Below are 17,875 nucleotides of genomic sequence, written 5' to 3'. Positions count from 1 at the left end.
AAGAGGAAATTTTCCAAATGAATTTGTAAGCGTTTTCAAAATAAGATAAAGAAAACATTGCGGAGGTTGTTCACAAAGCAATGAGAAAAGGGGGCTTTTAAGATGAGCACATTCACTCGGGTGATGGAGGAAAAAATAATGCCTGTCGCCGGGAAAATTGCCGGGCAGCGGCATCTCAGCGCTTTGCGTGACGGAATTATCCTGACCATGCCGCTGATTATTATCGGGTCTGTCTTCTTGATTTTAACGAGCCTGCCGATTCCGGGGTATGCTGATTTCATGGCGAGTGTGTTTGGGAACGAGTGGGCTGATAAGCTCGGATATCCTGTTAACGCATCGTTTGATATTATGGCGATGATTGCCGCTTTTGGGATCGCCTATCGGCTGGCAGAAAGCTATGGTGTCGATGCCCTTTCTGCCGGAGCGATTTCAATTGCCGCATTTCTGCTGGCAACGCCGTTTGAGGTGCCGTTTACACCGCATGGCTCAACGGAGTCCATCATGGTAGGGGGCGGAATCCCGATCACGCTGCTCGGCAGCAAGGGCTTATTTGTCGCCATGCTGATCGCCTTGTTTTCAACCGAAATCTATCGGTACATTATTCAAAAAAATATCGTCTTCAAAATGCCAGACGGTGTGCCGCCTGCGGTAAGCAAATCGTTTGTCGCGCTGATTCCCGGCTTTATCATTGTGTTTCTTGTGTGGCTGGCGCGCCTTCTGATTGAAATGACACCTTTTCAGAGTCTGCACAATGTCGTAGGAGACCTGCTTGGCACACCGCTTTCCATCCTTGGCGGCAGTCTCGGCGGAAGCCTGATCGCTGAATTTGTGCAGATGCTGCTTTGGTCGTGCGGGATTCACGGGGCTTCCATCATTGGCGGAATCATGGCGCCGATTTGGTATGGCGCGATGGATGCCAACCGTCTTGCCTTCCAAGCGGGCGAGGCGCTGCCGAGTATTTTTACGACTCAGTTCTTTCAAATTTGGATCAATGTCGGCGGGAGCGGGGCGACGCTGGCGCTTGTGTTGACGATGCTTGTGCGCTCCCGGAGCAAACAAATGAAGCAGCTTGGACGATTAGGAATCGGCCCTGCGCTATTTAATATCAACGAGCCGATCATTTTCGGCATGCCGATTGTCATGAATCCGCTCCTTATTGTCCCATTTATCATCGCACCGCTCCTCACGATTACCGCGACTTATATCGGCATGAGCACCGGGCTGGTGGCAAGACCGGCCGGAATCGCGGTGCCATGGACGATGCCGCCACTCATATCAGGTTACCTGGCGACAGGCGGAAAGGTGTCGGGAGCCGTTATGCAGCTGGTGAATCTGCTGATCACCTGTGCCATCTACTATCCGTTTTTCAGAATATGGGATCATCAAAAATGGCGGGAAGAGAGTGCGGTTGAATCTGGGGGATAAAAATGTGATGTGATAGATGATCAGCCTGTCATAGGGCTGATCATCTTCTTTCAATTGAAAGGGAATGTTAGAATATGTAAAGGAGGTGCGCATGCTAGATTATATATGGTTAGATGACGAATCACCGATCTTACAACAAGTACCAGTTGAATACTCATCTGCCGCTCTTATCCTTTCTCCTTTTATCCAAATGCCTGAAGGATGGGAGAAAGCAAAAAGAAAACATGATTATGAGCATATTTATCCAAACGATGATGAAATAAGAGGAAAAGGCAAGGCTGTTTCCTGGAAGAAGGTTATGTCTTCTTGCGGCTTTCAAACACATGCTGAGCTGGCGCTGGCTTTAATGACGTCGATAGGCGCTTTAAGGGACGAGTTCGCGAGAGAGGATTTGGCTGAGGTGTTACATGAAAACATAAATGGAGACCTCTATTATCCCAGCGAGGATCATATTTCAAATTTTCATATTCCGAGTTTGGTAAAGGTGTTAGGTGCGAACGGATCCAATCGGTTTTATTACGCAGAACCGATTGTGGAAAATCGCGGCGTTTTGGACATAACTGAGGCCAACTTGCGGACGGTTCTTGATGAAGCCGCAGCAGAGCTCGTTTTGACTGATGAGAAAATGGACTTTGTGTTTATGAGTGTATATGACTCATTCATTAATGTCTTTTTAGCAAAAGATAAAAACATCAATGACCTGGTTCAGCGTATGGGCTGGGAAGCGATGGTTTGCGATGAGTCGACGTATATCAGTTGGTATAGATAAAAAAGAACGTACATCACAAAATGTACGTTCAGCGTGTCGACAAACCCTCGCATTCGTTGTCAGGCCTGCGCGTCGGTGCTCACGAATTAGAACATTCGCTGTGCTCCGATGCTCGTCCTTCCTAGACTTCAAGGGTTTTCAATCACGCTGAATAGATGACAAAATCATAAAATGAAAACCATTTTATGATTTTATCAACAATCTAAACGTACATCACAAATGTACGTTCTTTATTTTTATCGCTGAAAGAACTCAATCCACTCACCGTCAGGACCTTCGATATAGAAATAACGGTATCCGTTTGGAAGTGTTGTGATCTCCTCGTCGATAAATTTCGCGTTCATTTTTTCCGCTTTTGTATATTCAGCCGCGATGTCATCAGTCAGCAGGGCAATGTGGTGCACTTTTCCTTCAGCGGGAAGCTCGCTGCTGTAGCCTTGAATCAGTTCAATTTCTGTTTCCGGGCCGTCTTCAAAGCCAAGAAATGCAAGCTCGATTACACCGTTCGTGTGAGTGATGCGATCCTTCAATTTCATGCCGAGTACCTCTGCATAAAATGTGATGGACGCGTTGATATCTCTTACCATGATGCCTGTATGGTCAATTCGTTTTGCCATGCTGCTCCTCCTCGTAACTCTTTTTGTCTATCGTAGAAAAACCTTTCCTTTCTGTCAATGCAGACATCTTGGCGTTTTGTGGTACGATAAGAGAAAGCAAACGGAAAGAGGACGACATATATGAAGCTACTCACCCTAAAAAAAGCACACGCTGCCAAAATCAAAAAAGGCTATCCCCTTATTGAAAAAGAAGCTCTCGCAGGGAGTGCGGGGCACATGAAAGAAGGAGACCTCGTTGATATCGTGTCTGAGAGCGGAGAGTTTCTCGCGCGGGGCTATTATGGCCTGCAAAACAAAGGGGTCGGCTGGACGCTTACCCGCAATAAACATGAACAGGTTGACCAGGCATTTTTTCTCACCAAATTAACAAAAGCGGCCCAAGCGCGCGCCAAACTATTTGAGGCTCAAGATACAACAGCTTTCCGCCTGTTCAACGGTGAGGGTGACGGTGTCGGCGGCGTCACCATCGACTATTATGACGGCTACCTGCTGATTCAATGGTACAGCAAGGGAATTTACACCTTTAAAGACATGCTGATTTCCGCATTGGATGAGATGGATCTTGATTATAAAGCGATTTACGAGAAGAAACGCTTCGACACGGCTGGACAATACGTTGAAGATGATGACTTCGTGAAAGGGAGAAGGGGCGAGTTCCCGATCATCATCCAAGAGAATGGCATTCAATACGCGGTGGATCTGAATGAAGGCGCCATGACGGGCATCTTTTTGGATCAGAGACATGTGCGCAAGGCGATCAGAGACCGCTATGCAAAAGGGAAAACAGTTTTAAATACGTTTTCTTATACGGGTGCATTCTCCGTGGCAGCGGCGCTTGGCGGAGCAGAGAAAACAACAAGCGTCGACGTGGCAAATCGAAGCCTGGCCAAAACGATCGAGCAATTCAGCGTGAACAAGCTGGATTACGAAGCGCACGACATTAAAGTGATGGACGTTTTTAACTATTTTTCATATGCTGCAAAAAAGGATTTGCGCTTTGATCTGATTATTCTCGATCCGCCTTCCTTTGCGCGCACAAAAAAACGCACCTTCAGCGCGGCCAAGGATTATAAAAACCTGCTGAAGGAAACGATCGCCATCACTGCTGATAAGGGTGTCATTGTTGCCTCTACAAACAGCAGCGCCTTTGGCATGAAGAAATTCAAAGGCTTTATCGATGCCGCATTTAAAGAAACAAACGAACGCTACACCATCATTGAGGAATTTACGCTGCCGGAGGATTTCAAAACGATTTCGGCATTTCCGGAAGGCAACTACCTGAAAGTGGTCCTTCTGCAGAAAAAATAATGAAAAAGCTGCCCTGTTCAGGGGCAGCTTTTTTTTATGTAGAAATGATCTGCTGGACGCGGCCGATGCGGCCATCTTCAAGACGGACCTTAATGCCATGCGGATGAAAGTTTGATTTCGTCAAAATATCCTTCACTGTCCCTCTCGTCAGTTTTCCTGTTTTTTGATCTTCTTTCAATACAATATCAACCTGCAACCCTTTCGAAATGCTGTTTCGCTCTTGCCCGTTCATAACGCACATCCTTTCTTTTGTTCATTATAGTCATTATTGTTTAAAAGTAACAGCCGGCTGATGAAGTGTATGTTTGTTTTTTTCAGCCTTCATTAAATATAATGTCAGGCCAAAGCCTGCTATGCTCAGAATGCCAAAAAGCAAGTAGACTGCGAAGATCGACACGTAGTCAAAAATGTACCCGCCTGCAAATGTGCAGAACCAGTTGCCGAACCCGTTGCCAATGGCGGCGTACATGGTCAGTGCCGTCGCTTCAACGTGTCTTGGGGTAATCTTTTTCACATATTGAAGCGCCGCCGGGATAAATAAACCGATGGCCACTCCCTGAAGAAAGACTGTCGCATAAATGATCCATAATGAAGGCGCCGTGAAATAGAGTGCCCACCTGAATAATGAGACTCCGCCTGACAGCATAATGACGTTGAGCAGCCCCATTTTATCTATAAATGTTTGGGCAAATCGCATAAATGGAATTTCTGAAATGACACCAATGAAAAATAAAATGCCGATAGCGGAAAGTGACGCGCCGCTTTTGTCCAGAAAAAGACTGAAATACGTATTGTTCGCTAAGTTTGGAGCAAATGTCGTAAAGGTGATGATCATAAAGATGAGGAAAGTTTTGTTGCTGATAAGCTCCCGGAATCCTTTGCGGATATTGACCTTTGTTGTTGTTTTCTGCTGGCCGGGCATTTGTGAAGCCAATATGGCAGCAATGCATAGAAAGGCACAGCCAAAGATAAAGATTACGTGAATGGGGTACAGCTGGTTCGTCACCTGTCCCATGGCAAACACCGCGACACCGAAGCCGAGAGAACCAAACAGGCGGATTCCGCCGTAGTTGCCGTTTGTTTCTTGTGTGTACCTTAGTGAAATGCTGTCCGAAAGTGGAATAATCGTGCTTTGAAAGGCTGCAAAACAGGCCGCAATCAAAATAAACAGAGGGAAACTGTCAAATGCAATATAGGCTAATCCAATGATGCCTGTGATTGATGTGCAAACCGCCAGCAGGCCTTTCGTTTTTTGCGTATAGTCGCTCAGCATGCCCCAAAACGGCTGAAAGAAAATCATCACAATCGGGCCCAGCGACATGATCAAGCCGACCTGTGATCCGCTTAAATGCTGTTCCTTCGTTAAATACATACTGAGTAAGGGAATTATGCTGCCCGTACCGAGAAAAGCAAACAAATAAAATCCTTTTAACGCGGCGTAATGCCGCCTCACCTGCAAGTTGTGCATCAGGGTGCCTCCTTTGGTATCCACAAATACATTATATTGGAATTCGCCAGCTTTTCAATAAGGGGAAGCACATAAAAAAAACTGTCCTCGAGAGGACAGTTTTTTACATAAATGAAAGTAAAAACGGCGCCGCGCAAAGCGTCATAATCGCAGCTAAGATCATCGACACACTGGAAATCGTACCGGACACAGAGCTGAGCTCAAATGCTTTAGACGTTCCCGCTCCGTGTGCGCTTGTGCCGAGCAGCACGCCCCGCGCAATTTCGTTATCAATGCGGAAATAACGGATGACCATCGGGCCGATCACTGTGCCGAGCAAAGCGGTTAAAATCACAAACACGGCTGTGACGGCAGGCATACCGCCGATCATTTCAGATACGTTCATCGCGATCGGCGTTGTCACTGATCTTGGGACGAGGCTGTCAATTAAGCCGGTGCCGAGGTGAAGCCATTTCGCAATAAGAGCGGTAGAAATAATCGCGATGCATGAACCGACGGCCACATTCAAAATAATTTCCACTGCGTATTTCTTTAAAACAGGGAAATATTTATATAGCGGGATCGCGAATGCCACGGTGGCCGGCTGTAGCATATCGGTCAGCAATCCGCCGCCGAGATTATAGGACTCGTACGGGACATTCACCAGCAGCAGCAGACCGACTAACACAGCGGGCGTCACCAATAGCGGCGACGTATAAACACGCGGAAAGCGTTGATATACCTTTTTTGCTCCTAAATACACCAAAACCGTTAAAAACAAACTTACAATTCCGATGAACACGTATGCTTTTTCTCCTTTCTCTTTGCAATGAGTTGTGTAAGCGTTCCTGTAGACACCATCACGACAAACGTGCTGATGATGACAACAAGCAGAATGCTGACACCAAATTTCGACATAATGTCTCCGTATTCAATCACTCCGACGGCAGACGGGATAAAAAATAAAAGCAGCTCCCCGAGAAGCCACGCTGCACCAAGCTCGATCCATTCAAGCTTGATAATGTTAAAGTGCAATAATGTGAAAAGAATCACAATCCCTATTATACTGCCGGGAATATTTATATGAAGAAGGGCTGTCACCCAATTAATCAGCCGAGCAAATATAAATAACAGAGCGATTTGAATAACGGTTAGCAACAGTTTTTTCATATTGATGCCTCCCTTATATACTTATTGTACATAAGGTCTCGCTATAGGTAAAATATATATTAAGAATAAGAAGTATTCCTTTTGTCTATAGAAAGGGTGAAGCACATGGATATCCGCCATTTAACATATTTCTTGGAAGTCGCCCGTTTAAAAAGTTTTACGAAGGCTTCCCAATCCCTTTATGTTTCTCAGCCGACGATATCAAAAATGATCAAAAATTTAGAAGAAGAGCTCGGAATTGAACTGTTTTACCGAAACGGAAGGCAGGTAGAACTGACTGATGCCGGCCATAGCATGTATGTGCAGGCGCAGGAAATCATTAAATCATTTCAAAACCTGACGTCAGAATTAAATGATATTATGGAAGTCAAGAAAGGGCACGTACGGATTGGACTGCCGCCGATGATCGGATCGGGGTTTTTCCCGAGAGTGCTCGGCGATTTCCGTGAAAACTATCCGAATGTCACCTTTCAGCTAGTCGAAGACGGTTCTATAAAAGTCCAAGAAGGTGTCGGGGACGGCTCTCTTGATATCGGCGTTGTGGTCCTTCCCGCAAACGAAGATATCTTTCATTCGTTTACAATCGTAAAAGAAACCTTAATGCTTGTCGTTCACCCTTCCCACCGGCTGGCTGATGAGAAAGAATGTCAGCTGCGTGAGTTGAAGGACGAGCCTTTTATTTTCTTCAGAGAGGATTTTGTCCTGCACAACCGAATTATGACGGAATGTATCAAGGCTGGGTTCCGGCCCCATATCATTTATGAAACATCACAATGGGATTTTATCAGTGAGATGGTATCAGCAAACCTTGGGATCGGGCTTTTGCCGGAACGGATCTGCCGCGGCCTTGACCCGGAAAAAGTGAAAGTCATTCCGCTTGTCGATCCGGTCATCCCTTGGCACCTCGCCATTATTTGGAGAAAGGACCGGTACTTGTCGTTTGCCGCCAGAGCTTGGCTCGAACATACGAAATCGTATTTATGGGACCCGAAAAAAGATAGTAAAGGATGATGCAAACATGGATGCACAATCAGCAGCAAAATGTCTTACGGCTGTCCGCCAGTATAGCCCACTGGTGCATAGCATAACCAACAATGTCGTAACGAATTTCACAGCAAACGGCCTGCTCGCGCTCGGCGCATCGCCCGTTATGGCATACGCAAAAGAAGAGGTCGCCGATATGGCGAAGATTGCGGGTGCACTCGTTTTAAATATCGGAACGCTGAGCAAGGAGTCAGTCGAAGCGATGATCATCGCGGGGAAATCAGCTAATGAACATGGCGTTCCCGTCATTCTTGATCCTGTCGGTGCCGGAGCAACACCGTTCCGCACTGAATCGGCACGTGACATCATTCGTGAGGTACGCCTTGCTGCAATCAGAGGAAATGCGGCGGAAATTGCCCATACCGTCGGCGTGACCGATTGGCTGATCAAAGGTGTTGATGCGGGTGAAGGCGGAGGCGACATCATCCGGCTGGCTCAGCAGGCGGCACAAAAGCTAAACACGGTCATTGCGATAACTGGTGAAGTTGATGTCATAGCCGACACGTCACATGTATACACCCTTCATAACGGCCACAAGCTGCTGACAAAAGTGACAGGCGCCGGTTGCCTGCTGACTTCCATCGTCGGTGCGTTTTGCGCTGTGGAAGAAAATCCATTGTTTGCTGCTATTGCGGCTATTTCTTCGTATGGGGTCGCCGCTCAGCTTGCCGCACAGCAGACGGCTGGCCAAGGCCCTGGAAGCTTTCAGGTTGAATTGCTGAACAAGCTTTCAACTGTTACTGAACAAGACGTCCAAGAAAGGGCGACTATAGAAAGGGTGACTGTCTCATGACTCGTATTTCTCGGGAAATGATGAAAGAGTTATTATCTGTTTACTTCATTATGGGGTCAAACAATACGAAAGCCGACCCTGTTACAGTTGTACAAAAAGCGTTAAAAGGCGGTGCCACCCTGTACCAGTTCCGTGAAAAAGGCGGGGATGCGCTGACAGGAGAGGCTCGGATTGAATTTGCTGAAAAAGCGCAGGCAGCCTGCCGTGAAGCTGGTGTTCCGTTCATTGTCAATGATGATGTGGAATTGGCTCTGAAGCTGAGAGCTGACGGTATCCACATCGGCCAGGAAGACGCAAACGCGAAAGAGGTAAGAGCTGCCATAGGTGAAATGATTCTCGGCGTTTCCGCCCATACGATGTCTGAGGTGAAGCAAGCCGAAGAAGACGGAGCGGATTATGTCGGGCTTGGGCCGATCTATCCGACTGAAACGAAAAAAGATACGAGAGCGGTACAAGGGGTATCTCTTATTGAAGCAGTCCGCCGCCAAGGCATCAGCATTCCAATTGTCGGCATCGGCGGCATCACAATAGATAATGCCGCACCTGTTATCCAAGCGGGGGCCGATGGCGTCAGTATGATCAGCGCCATCAGTCAGGCGGAGGATCCTGAGAGTGCTGCACGCAAGTTTCGGGAGGAAATTCAAACGTATAAAACAGGAAGATAATCGTTCATCTTTCTTCAAAAAGCTGTTCTGTAAAAGGACAGCTTTTTTTGCTTTACATCAAGGTTTTCAGACCTTCAAATTTTAATTGACAAAGGACAGGAACTGGCTATGATTATGTTATACAATGATAATCATTTTCAGTTATAGGAGGAACATGATGGCTCGGGGGCTGGCACTTATTTTATTCAGCTTGTTGATGGTTTTCGGTTCTGCGGCACAAGCGGAAGATGATCCGATCGCTGCATTAATTCAATTAAACAAGCAAATGATCAAATCCGTACAAGACGGAGATATAGACTTGGCACAGCAAACGTTTGAAACCTTTAAGACAAAGTGGAAAAAAGAAGAACCTTCTATTAAGAAAGAAAACCTTTCTTCTCACAGTGAAATGGACGCGAATATCGCGATGATTTCTCTTTCTTTTATCAATAAAGACGCAGGCAAGCTCAAAACACAGCTTGAAGAGCTTGCGTCTCATTTAGAAACCTATCAGCAGGCTGTCGTGCTGAAAAAGACATCCTCAGGTCAATCAAGGGCGTCCTTAACAGCCTATATACAAAGCTTGAAAGACACAAAACAGTTAATAGAAAAAAAACAATTGGATGAAGCGTCATCCGCAATCGACAATTTAGTTACATCCTGGCTCGCTGTTGAGGGAGACGTCGTGTCCCAATCGAAAGAAGCCTATACGACATCGGAGGAAAATCTGGCGCTGATGAAGGCGGAGATCGGCAGCCATCCTGAAAAGGTATCAAAGCAAATTGACGAAATGATTCAATTGCTCGAGCCGATCGCTTCAAGCAGCTACAGCTGGTGGGATGCGGCGCTGATCCCGATTCGTGAAGGAATGGAGGCCCTCCTTGTCATCGGAGCGCTATTAACCATGACAAAAAAAGCACGGGTCACGCGCTCCTCGGCATGGATCTGGGGCGGGGCGTCCGCCGGCATGGCTGTTTCCTTAGCAGCCGGCATCGGTGTCACGGTTCTGTTCTCCTCCAGTGTATTCGGAGAAAACAATTTCTTGCTTGGCGGCGTTACCGGCGTACTGTCTGCTGTCATGCTTTTGTATGTCGGGGTGTGGCTGCACAGAAACGCCTCAATGGATAAATGGAGAGAAAAAATCAATATCCAGAAGTCACAGGCACTAAAAAAACGAAGCCTGCTTTCCTTTGCGCTCATTGCATTTCTGGCAGTTGTAAGAGAAGGTCTCGAAACGGTCATCTTTTTCATCGGGCTTGTCGGGAAGCTCCCGCTCACTGAACTGATCGGCGGAACTGCCGCAGGGCTTATCGTTCTCGTCATCGTCGGTGTTCTGATGATCAAGCTCGGAATGCGTATTCCATTGAAGCCGTTTTTTCTTCTATCAATGGCGGTTGTCCTGTATATGTGCGTGAAATTTCTCGGAACCGGCGTTCACAGCCTTCAGCTGGCGGGCATTCTTCCGTCTGATGCAGAAAGCTGGCTGCCGTCTGTATCGGTGCTAGGAATTTATCCGTCTGTGTACAGCACGATTCCGCAAATGTTGATTTTACTCTTTTTACTGATTGCGCTTGTTTCAGAAGCGGCAAAACATTTTACAAACAGAAAGGAACTGACAAAATGAATTTCACAAAAATCGCTGTATCAGCCGGATGCATCCTTGCGCTGTGCGCAGGCTGCGGAGCCAACGACACATCTTCAACCAAAGAAAAAGCTTCATCTGAAAAAAGCGGGGTCACTAAAGAAATCACCGCATCCGTAAATAAAATGGAAACCATCATTTCCAAGCTGAATGACTCAGCGGAAAAAGGAGACCAAAAAGAGATTGAAAAGAAGGGGAAAGAGTTAAACAGCTACTGGCTTTCCTTTGAAAACGACATTCGCAGCGACTATCCATTCGAATATACAGAAATCGAAAAACATCTTCAGCCAATCTACACAGAAGCGCAAAAAGACAAACCGGATACAGCAAAAATCAAGACAGAATCCGAGTCATTGAAAGCGTCCTTAGAAGACCTGACAGAAGCGAAGAAGAGCGGCAAAAAGGCTAGCGATCAGCTGGCAAAAGCAGCGGATGAGTATAAAGGCTATGTCAAAGAGCAGAGTGACCAGCTTGTCAAAGCGACTGAAGCATTTACGGGTGCTGTGAAATCCGGCGATATCGAAAAATCTAAAACGTTATATGCGAAAGCGCGTGTTTATTACGAGCGTATCGAACCGATCGCTGAAAGCCTTGGAGATCTTGACCCGAAAATTGATGCTCGAGAAAACGATGTTGAAGAAGGAGACAAATGGACAGGCTTCCATAAGCTTGAGAAGGCCATTTGGAAGGATCAAGATATTTCCGGGGAAAAGGCAACAGCTGACCAGCTTCTCAAGGATGTAAAAGAGCTCGACGGTTCAATTCAATCACTGAAATTAACACCTGAACAAATTGTAGCAGGCGCGATGGAGCTTCTGAACGAAGCCGGGATTTCGAAAATCACGGGAGAAGAAGAGCGCTACTCACGAATCGATTTAGTCGACCTTATGGCAAATGTGGAAGGCTCCGAAGCCGTTTATCAAACAGTGAAAAGCGCGCTTGTAAAAGATCACTCCGACTTGACGGAAAAACTGGATACGGAGTTCAGCGAATTTGAAGTTTTAATGGCAAAATACAAAACAAATGATCAGTCCTATACGTCTTATGATAAATTAAGTGAAAAGCAAATCAGAGAGCTGAGCACTAAGCTGACGACTCTTTCTGAAACCATGTCGAAGATTGCGAATGTGCTATAAAAGGAGTTTTGTAACATCATGAGCGATGAACAAAAAAAGCCAGAACAAATTCACAGACGGGACATTTTAAAATGGGGAGCAATGGCGGGGGCAGCCGTTGCGATCGGTGCCAGCGGACTCGGCGGACTCGCTCCGCTTGTTCAGACCGCGGCTAAGCCATCGAAAAAGGATGAAAAAGAGGATGATCAGGTTGTTCCGTTTTACGGAAAGCATCAGGCCGGAATCACAACTGCCCATCAAACGTATGTCTATTTTGCTGCATTGGATGTAACAGCAAAAGAGAAAAGCGACATCATTACATTATTTAGAAACTGGACAAGTCTCACACAGATGCTGACGTCTGGCAAGAAAATGTCAGCGGAGCAGAGAAATCAGTATCTGCCGCCGCAGGATACAGGTGAGTCTGCTGATTTATCCCCTTCCAACTTAACGGTCACATTCGGATTCGGGTCTGGCTTCTTTGAAAAAGACGGAAAGGACCGCTTCGGACTGAAAAGCAAAAAACCGAAGCACCTAGCCGCTCTTCCAGCGATGCCCAATGACAACCTGGATGAAAAGCAGGGAGGCGGGGACATCTGCATTCAAGTATGTGCAGACGATGAGCAAGTGGCGTTTCACGCGCTGCGTAACCTGCTAAATCAAGCGGTCGGCACTTGTGAGGTCCGTTTTGTGAACAAAGGCTTTTTAAGCGGAGGAAAAAATGGTGAAACACCGCGCAACCTCTTCGGGTTCAAAGATGGAACAGGCAACCAGAGCACGGAGGATGACAGCTTGATGAACTCGATCGTGTGGATTCAGTCCGGTGAGCCTGACTGGATGACGGGCGGCACCTATATGGCTTTTCGGAAAATCAAAATGTTCCTTGAGATATGGGACCGCTCTTCCCTTAAGGACCAAGAGGATACCTTCGGCCGCAGAAAAAGCTCAGGGGCGCCTTTTGGGCAGAAAAAGGAAACAGATCCCGTGAAGCTGAATCAAATTCCGTCTAATTCACACGTCAGTCTAGCGAAATCTACTGGAAAACAAATTTTGCGAAGAGCTTTCTCTTACACAGAAGGACTTGATCCGAAAACCGGCTATATGGATGCAGGTCTTCTGTTTATCAGTTTTCAAAAAAATCCCGACAATCAGTTTATCCCGATGCTGAAGGCTCTTTCAGCAAAGGATGCGTTAAACGAATATACACAAACAATCGGCTCTGCTTTATATGCATGCCCAGGCGGCTGCAAAAAAGGAGAATATATTGCCCAGCGTTTGCTGGGATCATAAAAGAAGCCTAAATCGGCTTCTTTATTTAAAAAACAGTTGTAACTTTGATTGTTACAGTTTAAAATCAATTTATACGAAAGGAGATTATCATGACAGTACACATTAAAGTTTATTCAGATTACGTCTGCCCATTTTGTTTCGTTGGAAAAGCCGCTTTTGAAGAAGCGATAAAAGGAAAGGATGTTGAAGTCGAGTGGATGCCGTTTGAACTGCGCCCAAGCCCATCTCCTCAGCTTGATCCGGTCAATGATCCTTCCAAACAGTACATGTGGCAGACATCAATTCAGCCAATGGCGGAGAAATTAGGAGTCGAGATCAATTTTCCAAACGTCTCGCCCCATCCGTATACAGACCTCGCGTTTGAAGGCTTCCATTTTGCGAAGGAATACAATAAAGGACATGAATATAATACCCGTGTCTTTCAGGCGTTTTTCCAGGAGGGCCAAAATATTGGCGATATTGACATCTTGACGAAGCTCGCTGAGGAAGTGGGATTAGACGGTGCATCATTCAAATCAGCACTGGAAACAAGAACATATCAGGACGTGCAGCGCCAAGCCTTGAAGCACGCCTATGAAGAGGCTGACATCACAGCCGTTCCAACCTTTATTATCGGCGACACTGTAATTCCGGGTGCTGCCGGCAAGGATGTATTTGAAAAAGCGATTTCTGACGAGCAGAAGAAAAAGTAAGGAAAAAGCTCTCTATAAAGAGAGCTTTTTTTATTCCTGTTCCATATGGACGCCAGTATGCGCCTTCACCTGAATTTCTGCAAACGTATCTTCATCAATTGTTTTATCAGACGACAGCACCGTTCCGAGCCACGCGCCGAGAAAGCCGAGCGGGATGGAAATAATTCCTGGATTAGACAGCGGAATGAGCGGATCACCGGTAAAAATAGCACCTCCGGCCGGGTCCCACACACTAGGGCTCATCGATACCAGCACAAGCGCGCTGATCAGGCCTGTCAGGCTGCCCCATAAAGCGCCTGAGGCATTGAATCGTTTCCAAAAGACTGTAAACACAATCAGCGGAAGGTTTGCGCTGGCGGCTACTGCAAACGCGAGTGCAACAAGGAACGCCACATTTAAGGATTGTGCAAAAATCGCAAGGAGAATCGAGAGTACTGACACAGCGACAGAAGCCCATCTGGCCGCTTTCATCTGTTCTTTTTCAGTTGCTTCTCCCTTTCTGATGATCTGGCTGTAAATATCATGGGCAAATGCTGAGGCGGCAGACAGCACCAACCCTGTCACGACAGCCAAAATGGTGGCAAAGGCGATGGCTGATACAAACGCGAACAGAAAGTCTCCTCCGAGCGCTTTTGCTAAAAGCGGAGCCGCCATATTTCCCGCTTGATCAGCCGCTGTAATCGCGTCAATACCGACAAATGCTGCGGCACCAAAGCCGAGAAACACCGTCATAATATAAAACACACCGATAATCCATGTCGCTGACACAACGGATGTACGGGCCGTCTTGGCATCCTTAACGGTATAAAACCGGATCAATATATGCGGAAGCCCGGCGGTTCCCAGCACGAGTGCCAAGTTTAACGACAAGGTCTCAAGCGGCACCTTGTATTTATTTCCGGGATTCATAAAATCAGCGCCAAGCGGAGTAGCCGTTTTCATCTGTTCAAACATGGTATTAAGGCTAAAGCCGAATTTCGAAAACACGATAATCGAAATCACGAGTGTGCCGGCCATCAGCAAAACGGCTTTAATAATTTGAACCCAGCTTGTCGCGATCATGCCGCCAAACACGACATAAATGGTCATCAGCACTCCGACGATGAGGACAGCCGCGGTATAATCCAGCCCTAGAAGCAGTTTGATCAGCGCGCCCGCCCCCACGAGCTGGGCGATCATATAAAAAGTAGAGATGGCAATGGTATTGAGAGCCGCGACACCGCGGATTTTCTTTTCTTTAAAGCGAGCGGCAATCATGTCTGCCATCGTGTACTTTCCAAGATTCCGAAGCGGCTCCGCCACGATGTACAAGACAACAAGATAAGTCACCAGAAAACCGATGCTGTAAAAGAAGCCATCAAATCCATATAACGCAATCATTCCGGCAATCCCGAGAAACGAGGCGGCAGACATGTAGTCACCGGCAATTGCCAGTCCATTCTGAACGCCGGTGAGCCCGCCGCCCGCCGTATAAAACTCACTCGTCGTTTTCGTCCGCTTCGCGGCAAAATACGTGATAATAAGCGTCAAGCCAACAATCGCCAAAAATAATAAAAAAGCAGTCATATTCATGTCTGTTCACCCTTCAGATCCTCTTTTAAAGCGCTTACATACCGATCGAAATGAGCAGCTCTCCGGGAATACACAGTACTCAGTATCCAGGTCATAGCGAATTGGGCGATGGCGAACAGCCAAGCCCATGAAACAGCTCCAATGGCCGGTGCATTCAAAAAGGTGAAATAAGATGTCAAAACAGGGAGTGAAAAATAAAAGACAAAAAAGAAAATCGCAGAAGGAACAATAAAAGCGCGTTTCTGCTTTAAAAAAGCTTGAAAAGACGGCGTTGCAGCAATCTGTTTATAATCAGCTTTGTACATGGCTTTCCTCCTTTTATTCGCTAAACGTAAGCAAAAAGGTACACCAATAGGTATGTACTGAAAGTCCGATTTATGCGTTGAACAATATCTGGAGGATGAAAAAAGAAGGAAGTCGTGAAGAGGTGAACACAGTGGTCTAAAGACAGGCGAAGGTTTTCAAGCTCGGCCGTGTATAAACGAGTTTGCTTTCAAAACCTCACCGAATGCAGCTTGTTCTCAGCAAAGCTGCTGTTTACCAGAGCACGGTTATCATGTTCGCATCACCTCTTTATGACAATGCATGTGCCAAGAGGTGATCGCATCACCGGCTGTCTGTCGTAGTTAGCTGACACACCGTTTGTCCTCAAGCTCAGCGCAGCGATTTGCTTTTGAATAGAGGATATGGTGAAAACTCAGATCAGGTGATAGAAAAGCCAGAGGTAAATAGATCCGCCTGTTCGGACTAGTCTTGCCGGACGGTTTTTTTGTGGTTTTTCTTTCTCGATGCTGTCTCAGATTCTAAAAACTGCCTCACATCATGAATGCCTAATCCAATGGATCTAGCTTCTTGAATTAACATATGCCAACCTTTGTCCAAATCTTTTTTAACATGAGTTTTCATAGTAACCTCCAATTGTATAAAATGTTTTCCTGCAACATGCGGGCAATAAAAGACAAGCCAGCGCGATGATGAGGCGAGTACAACAAATTTCACACATAGTTGCTCGGTGTTCACAAACTGAAGGAAAAACCACCTACCTATTCCCTAAAAAAATGACTAATATAACCAATGGACCTTATTTATAATAATAAACAATTAAATACTGACTGGATAGTATGTAAATGAAAATAAATCATTTAGCCTATTAAAAATGACCCCTGGGAAACCGAATAGCATAACCGTTCAAAGAAATAAATACCGCTAAAGATTGATCCGGTGTAAGATAAGGGTAATCATTACCGCCAGGAGAAAAATATGAAAAAAAACAAATTTCAAATTAAAAGAGAAGCAACATTTGAAAGTTTTATAGACGCTGGCGTGAATTTGTTGATTGACCGAGCGTATGATCCGGTTTCTGTAGAAGATATCAGCAGAGCCGCCGGGTACAGCAAAGGGGCATTTTATGTTCATTTTGTCAGCAAGGACGATTTTCTGCTGTATCTTCTCGAAAAACGTCAGATGAAAAAAAAGATCATTATAGGGTATCTTGATCAAATGGAGCGGGAGTCAGTGAAATCGCTGACATTGGACGAGGCTGCAAAACACGCTGCAGAACTGCTTTATTCCTATTACATAAATAAGCCGTCGTGGGACATCACCTCGTTTGCCATGAACATGCCGACGTATAAAGTCTTAAAGAAATGCAAGGCCTATGTCCGGCTGTACGAACTGTGGGTGGAAGAAAATGTGTTATATATTAAGTGGCTGAAGGAGAGAAAGCTGATTGACGCCTGTATTGATCCGGAATATACGGCTAAAATAATATGTGCAGTCCTCGACGGAATCATCAAACAATCATATGTATTGGGCCAGCCAGCCACCTTCCGCAGCTTTTTAGACGCACTCTCGATATTTTTCACTTTAGACAGAGAGCACGAGACGCCAAGAATTTTGAAAAGTTTTTCAGAAAGCGAGGAACATCAGTGAAGTATAGAGAAATAATTATGTATATCATTATGGGGGTTTTCACAACCATTGTGAATATCGCCAGCTTTTATATATTGGTAGAGATCATGAATGTGGATTACAAAGCCGCCACTGTCGCCGCTTGGATTTTGTCCGTGCTGTTTGCTTACATAACAAATAAATTATATGTGTTTCAGCAAAAAACACATGATCTGCAGAGCCTGCTGAAAGAGCTCACTGCTTTTTTCAGCGTTCGGGTCCTGTCTCTCGGCATAGATTTAGGCATGATGATCATTCTTGTCGGCCAGTTCAATACAAATGAAACCTTGGCCAAAATACTCGACAACGCGGTCATTGTTGTCGTCAACTATGTTGCGAGCAAATGGCTCGTCTTTAAAAAAACAAAAGAAGAAGGGGTATGACAGAGGACAGCAGC

19 protein-coding genes and 1 pseudogene are annotated in these 17,875 nt (G+C 46.0%); 12 read left to right on the top strand and 8 right to left on the bottom strand.

What is annotated here, in order from left to right; translation table 11 throughout:
* The first annotated feature begins 102 nt into the window (after window positions 1–102).
* Both celB and NYE53_RS19415 read left to right on the top strand, forming a co-directional pair.
* Window positions 103–1,438: pseudogene (gene celB, locus NYE53_RS19420) on the top strand (PTS cellobiose transporter subunit IIC).
* Between the two features lie 78 nt (window positions 1,439–1,516).
* Entirely contained in the window at window positions 1,517–2,194 is a 678-nt protein-coding gene (locus NYE53_RS19415; protein WP_339246306.1) for a DUF2711 domain-containing protein, read from the top strand.
* Window positions 2,195–2,430: 236 nt separating this feature from the next.
* Here the strand turns inward: NYE53_RS19415 and glxA are convergent, their stop codons facing one another.
* Window positions 2,431–2,811: a glyoxalase GlxA gene (glxA, locus tag NYE53_RS19410; RefSeq protein ID WP_339246303.1), complete on the bottom strand. Its 381-nt coding sequence runs from the start codon at window positions 2,809–2,811 to the stop codon at window positions 2,431–2,433.
* 120 nt (window positions 2,812–2,931) lie between these two features.
* Between glxA and NYE53_RS19405 the strand changes: the two genes are divergently transcribed.
* A complete protein-coding gene (locus NYE53_RS19405; RefSeq protein ID WP_015385005.1) occupies window positions 2,932–4,119 on the top strand; it encodes a class I SAM-dependent rRNA methyltransferase in 1,188 nt (395 codons plus the stop codon).
* Window positions 4,120–4,153: 34 nt separating this feature from the next.
* Here the strand turns inward: NYE53_RS19405 and NYE53_RS19400 are convergent, their stop codons facing one another.
* From NYE53_RS19400 to NYE53_RS19385, 4 genes are all read right to left on the bottom strand, one after another.
* Window positions 4,154–4,351 carry a YwbE family protein gene (locus NYE53_RS19400; protein WP_160832011.1) on the bottom strand — a complete coding sequence of 66 codons (198 nt, stop codon included), beginning with the start codon at window positions 4,349–4,351 and terminating at the stop codon, window positions 4,154–4,156.
* Between the two features lie 33 nt (window positions 4,352–4,384).
* Window positions 4,385–5,587 carry a major facilitator superfamily domain-containing protein 6 gene (locus tag NYE53_RS19395; RefSeq protein WP_339246297.1) on the bottom strand — a complete coding sequence of 401 codons (1,203 nt, stop codon included), beginning with the start codon at window positions 5,585–5,587 and terminating at the stop codon, window positions 4,385–4,387.
* A gap of 103 nt (window positions 5,588–5,690) precedes the next feature.
* Entirely contained in the window at window positions 5,691–6,368 is a 678-nt protein-coding gene (locus tag NYE53_RS19390; protein WP_003227371.1) for a CidB/LrgB family autolysis modulator, read from the bottom strand.
* Window positions 6,350–6,736: a CidA/LrgA family holin-like protein gene (locus NYE53_RS19385; protein WP_003227375.1), complete on the bottom strand. Its 387-nt coding sequence runs from the start codon at window positions 6,734–6,736 to the stop codon at window positions 6,350–6,352. Before NYE53_RS19385 ends, NYE53_RS19390 begins: the two co-directional genes overlap by 19 nt.
* Window positions 6,737–6,841: 105 nt before the next feature.
* On the opposite strand from NYE53_RS19385, the gene NYE53_RS19380 reads away from it, so the two are divergent.
* From NYE53_RS19380 to NYE53_RS19350, 7 genes are all read left to right on the top strand, one after another.
* Window positions 6,842–7,747, top strand: coding sequence for a LysR family transcriptional regulator (locus NYE53_RS19380; protein ID WP_003227377.1), 906 nt, complete (start codon window positions 6,842–6,844; stop codon window positions 7,745–7,747).
* A gap of 7 nt (window positions 7,748–7,754) precedes the next feature.
* Window positions 7,755–8,573: a hydroxyethylthiazole kinase gene (gene thiM / locus NYE53_RS19375; protein ID WP_123374241.1), complete on the top strand. Its 819-nt coding sequence runs from the start codon at window positions 7,755–7,757 to the stop codon at window positions 8,571–8,573.
* On the top strand, window positions 8,570–9,238 hold the full coding sequence (thiE, locus tag NYE53_RS19370) for a thiamine phosphate synthase (RefSeq protein WP_123374240.1): 669 nt from the start codon (window positions 8,570–8,572) through the stop codon (window positions 9,236–9,238). The genes thiM and thiE overlap by 4 nt, the downstream gene beginning before the upstream one ends.
* A gap of 157 nt (window positions 9,239–9,395) precedes the next feature.
* Window positions 9,396–10,841 (top strand): ferrous ion permease EfeU, encoded by a 1,446-nt coding sequence (gene efeU, locus NYE53_RS19365; protein WP_339246295.1) that lies wholly within the window; start codon window positions 9,396–9,398, stop codon window positions 10,839–10,841.
* Window positions 10,838–11,995, top strand: a complete 1,158-nt coding sequence (gene efeM, locus NYE53_RS19360) for an iron uptake system lipoprotein EfeM (RefSeq protein ID WP_042975377.1) — start codon at window positions 10,838–10,840, stop codon at window positions 11,993–11,995. The genes efeU and efeM overlap by 4 nt, the downstream gene beginning before the upstream one ends.
* Before the next feature lie 18 nt (window positions 11,996–12,013).
* Window positions 12,014–13,264 carry an iron uptake transporter deferrochelatase/peroxidase subunit gene (gene efeB, locus NYE53_RS19355; protein WP_339246293.1) on the top strand — a complete coding sequence of 417 codons (1,251 nt, stop codon included), beginning with the start codon at window positions 12,014–12,016 and terminating at the stop codon, window positions 13,262–13,264.
* A gap of 89 nt (window positions 13,265–13,353) precedes the next feature.
* On the top strand, window positions 13,354–13,956 hold the full coding sequence (locus tag NYE53_RS19350) for a DsbA family protein (RefSeq protein ID WP_014481274.1): 603 nt from the start codon (window positions 13,354–13,356) through the stop codon (window positions 13,954–13,956).
* A 30-nt stretch (window positions 13,957–13,986) separates the two neighbouring features.
* On the opposite strand, the gene NYE53_RS19345 is transcribed toward NYE53_RS19350, so the two are convergent.
* The 3 genes from NYE53_RS19345 to slrA form a co-directional block, all read right to left on the bottom strand.
* Window positions 13,987–15,528: a cation acetate symporter gene (locus NYE53_RS19345; RefSeq protein WP_339246291.1), complete on the bottom strand. Its 1,542-nt coding sequence runs from the start codon at window positions 15,526–15,528 to the stop codon at window positions 13,987–13,989.
* A complete protein-coding gene (locus NYE53_RS19340; RefSeq protein ID WP_003222190.1) occupies window positions 15,525–15,833 on the bottom strand; it encodes a DUF485 domain-containing protein in 309 nt (102 codons plus the stop codon). Before NYE53_RS19340 ends, NYE53_RS19345 begins: the two co-directional genes overlap by 4 nt.
* 442 nt (window positions 15,834–16,275) lie before the next feature.
* Window positions 16,276–16,434: a transcriptional regulator SlrA gene (slrA, locus tag NYE53_RS19335; RefSeq protein ID WP_003243648.1), complete on the bottom strand. Its 159-nt coding sequence runs from the start codon at window positions 16,432–16,434 to the stop codon at window positions 16,276–16,278.
* Window positions 16,435–16,788: 354 nt separating this feature from the next.
* Between slrA and slrC the strand changes: the two genes are divergently transcribed.
* On the top strand, window positions 16,789–17,460 hold the full coding sequence (gene slrC / locus NYE53_RS19330) for a transcriptional regulator SlrC (RefSeq protein WP_339246287.1): 672 nt from the start codon (window positions 16,789–16,791) through the stop codon (window positions 17,458–17,460).
* A 17-nt stretch (window positions 17,461–17,477) separates the two neighbouring features.
* Entirely contained in the window at window positions 17,478–17,861 is a 384-nt protein-coding gene (locus NYE53_RS19325; protein WP_003227398.1) for a GtrA family protein, read from the top strand.
* Window positions 17,862–17,875: the final 14 nt, after the last annotated feature.

It is taken from the genome of Bacillus sp. FSL R5-0523, from assembly GCF_037975295.1.
GTDB lineage: Bacteria > Bacillota > Bacilli > Bacillales > Bacillaceae > Bacillus > Bacillus subtilis.
The sequence above is the reverse complement of the archived record's forward strand: the minus strand, read 5'-3'. Positions and strand labels throughout refer to the sequence as shown.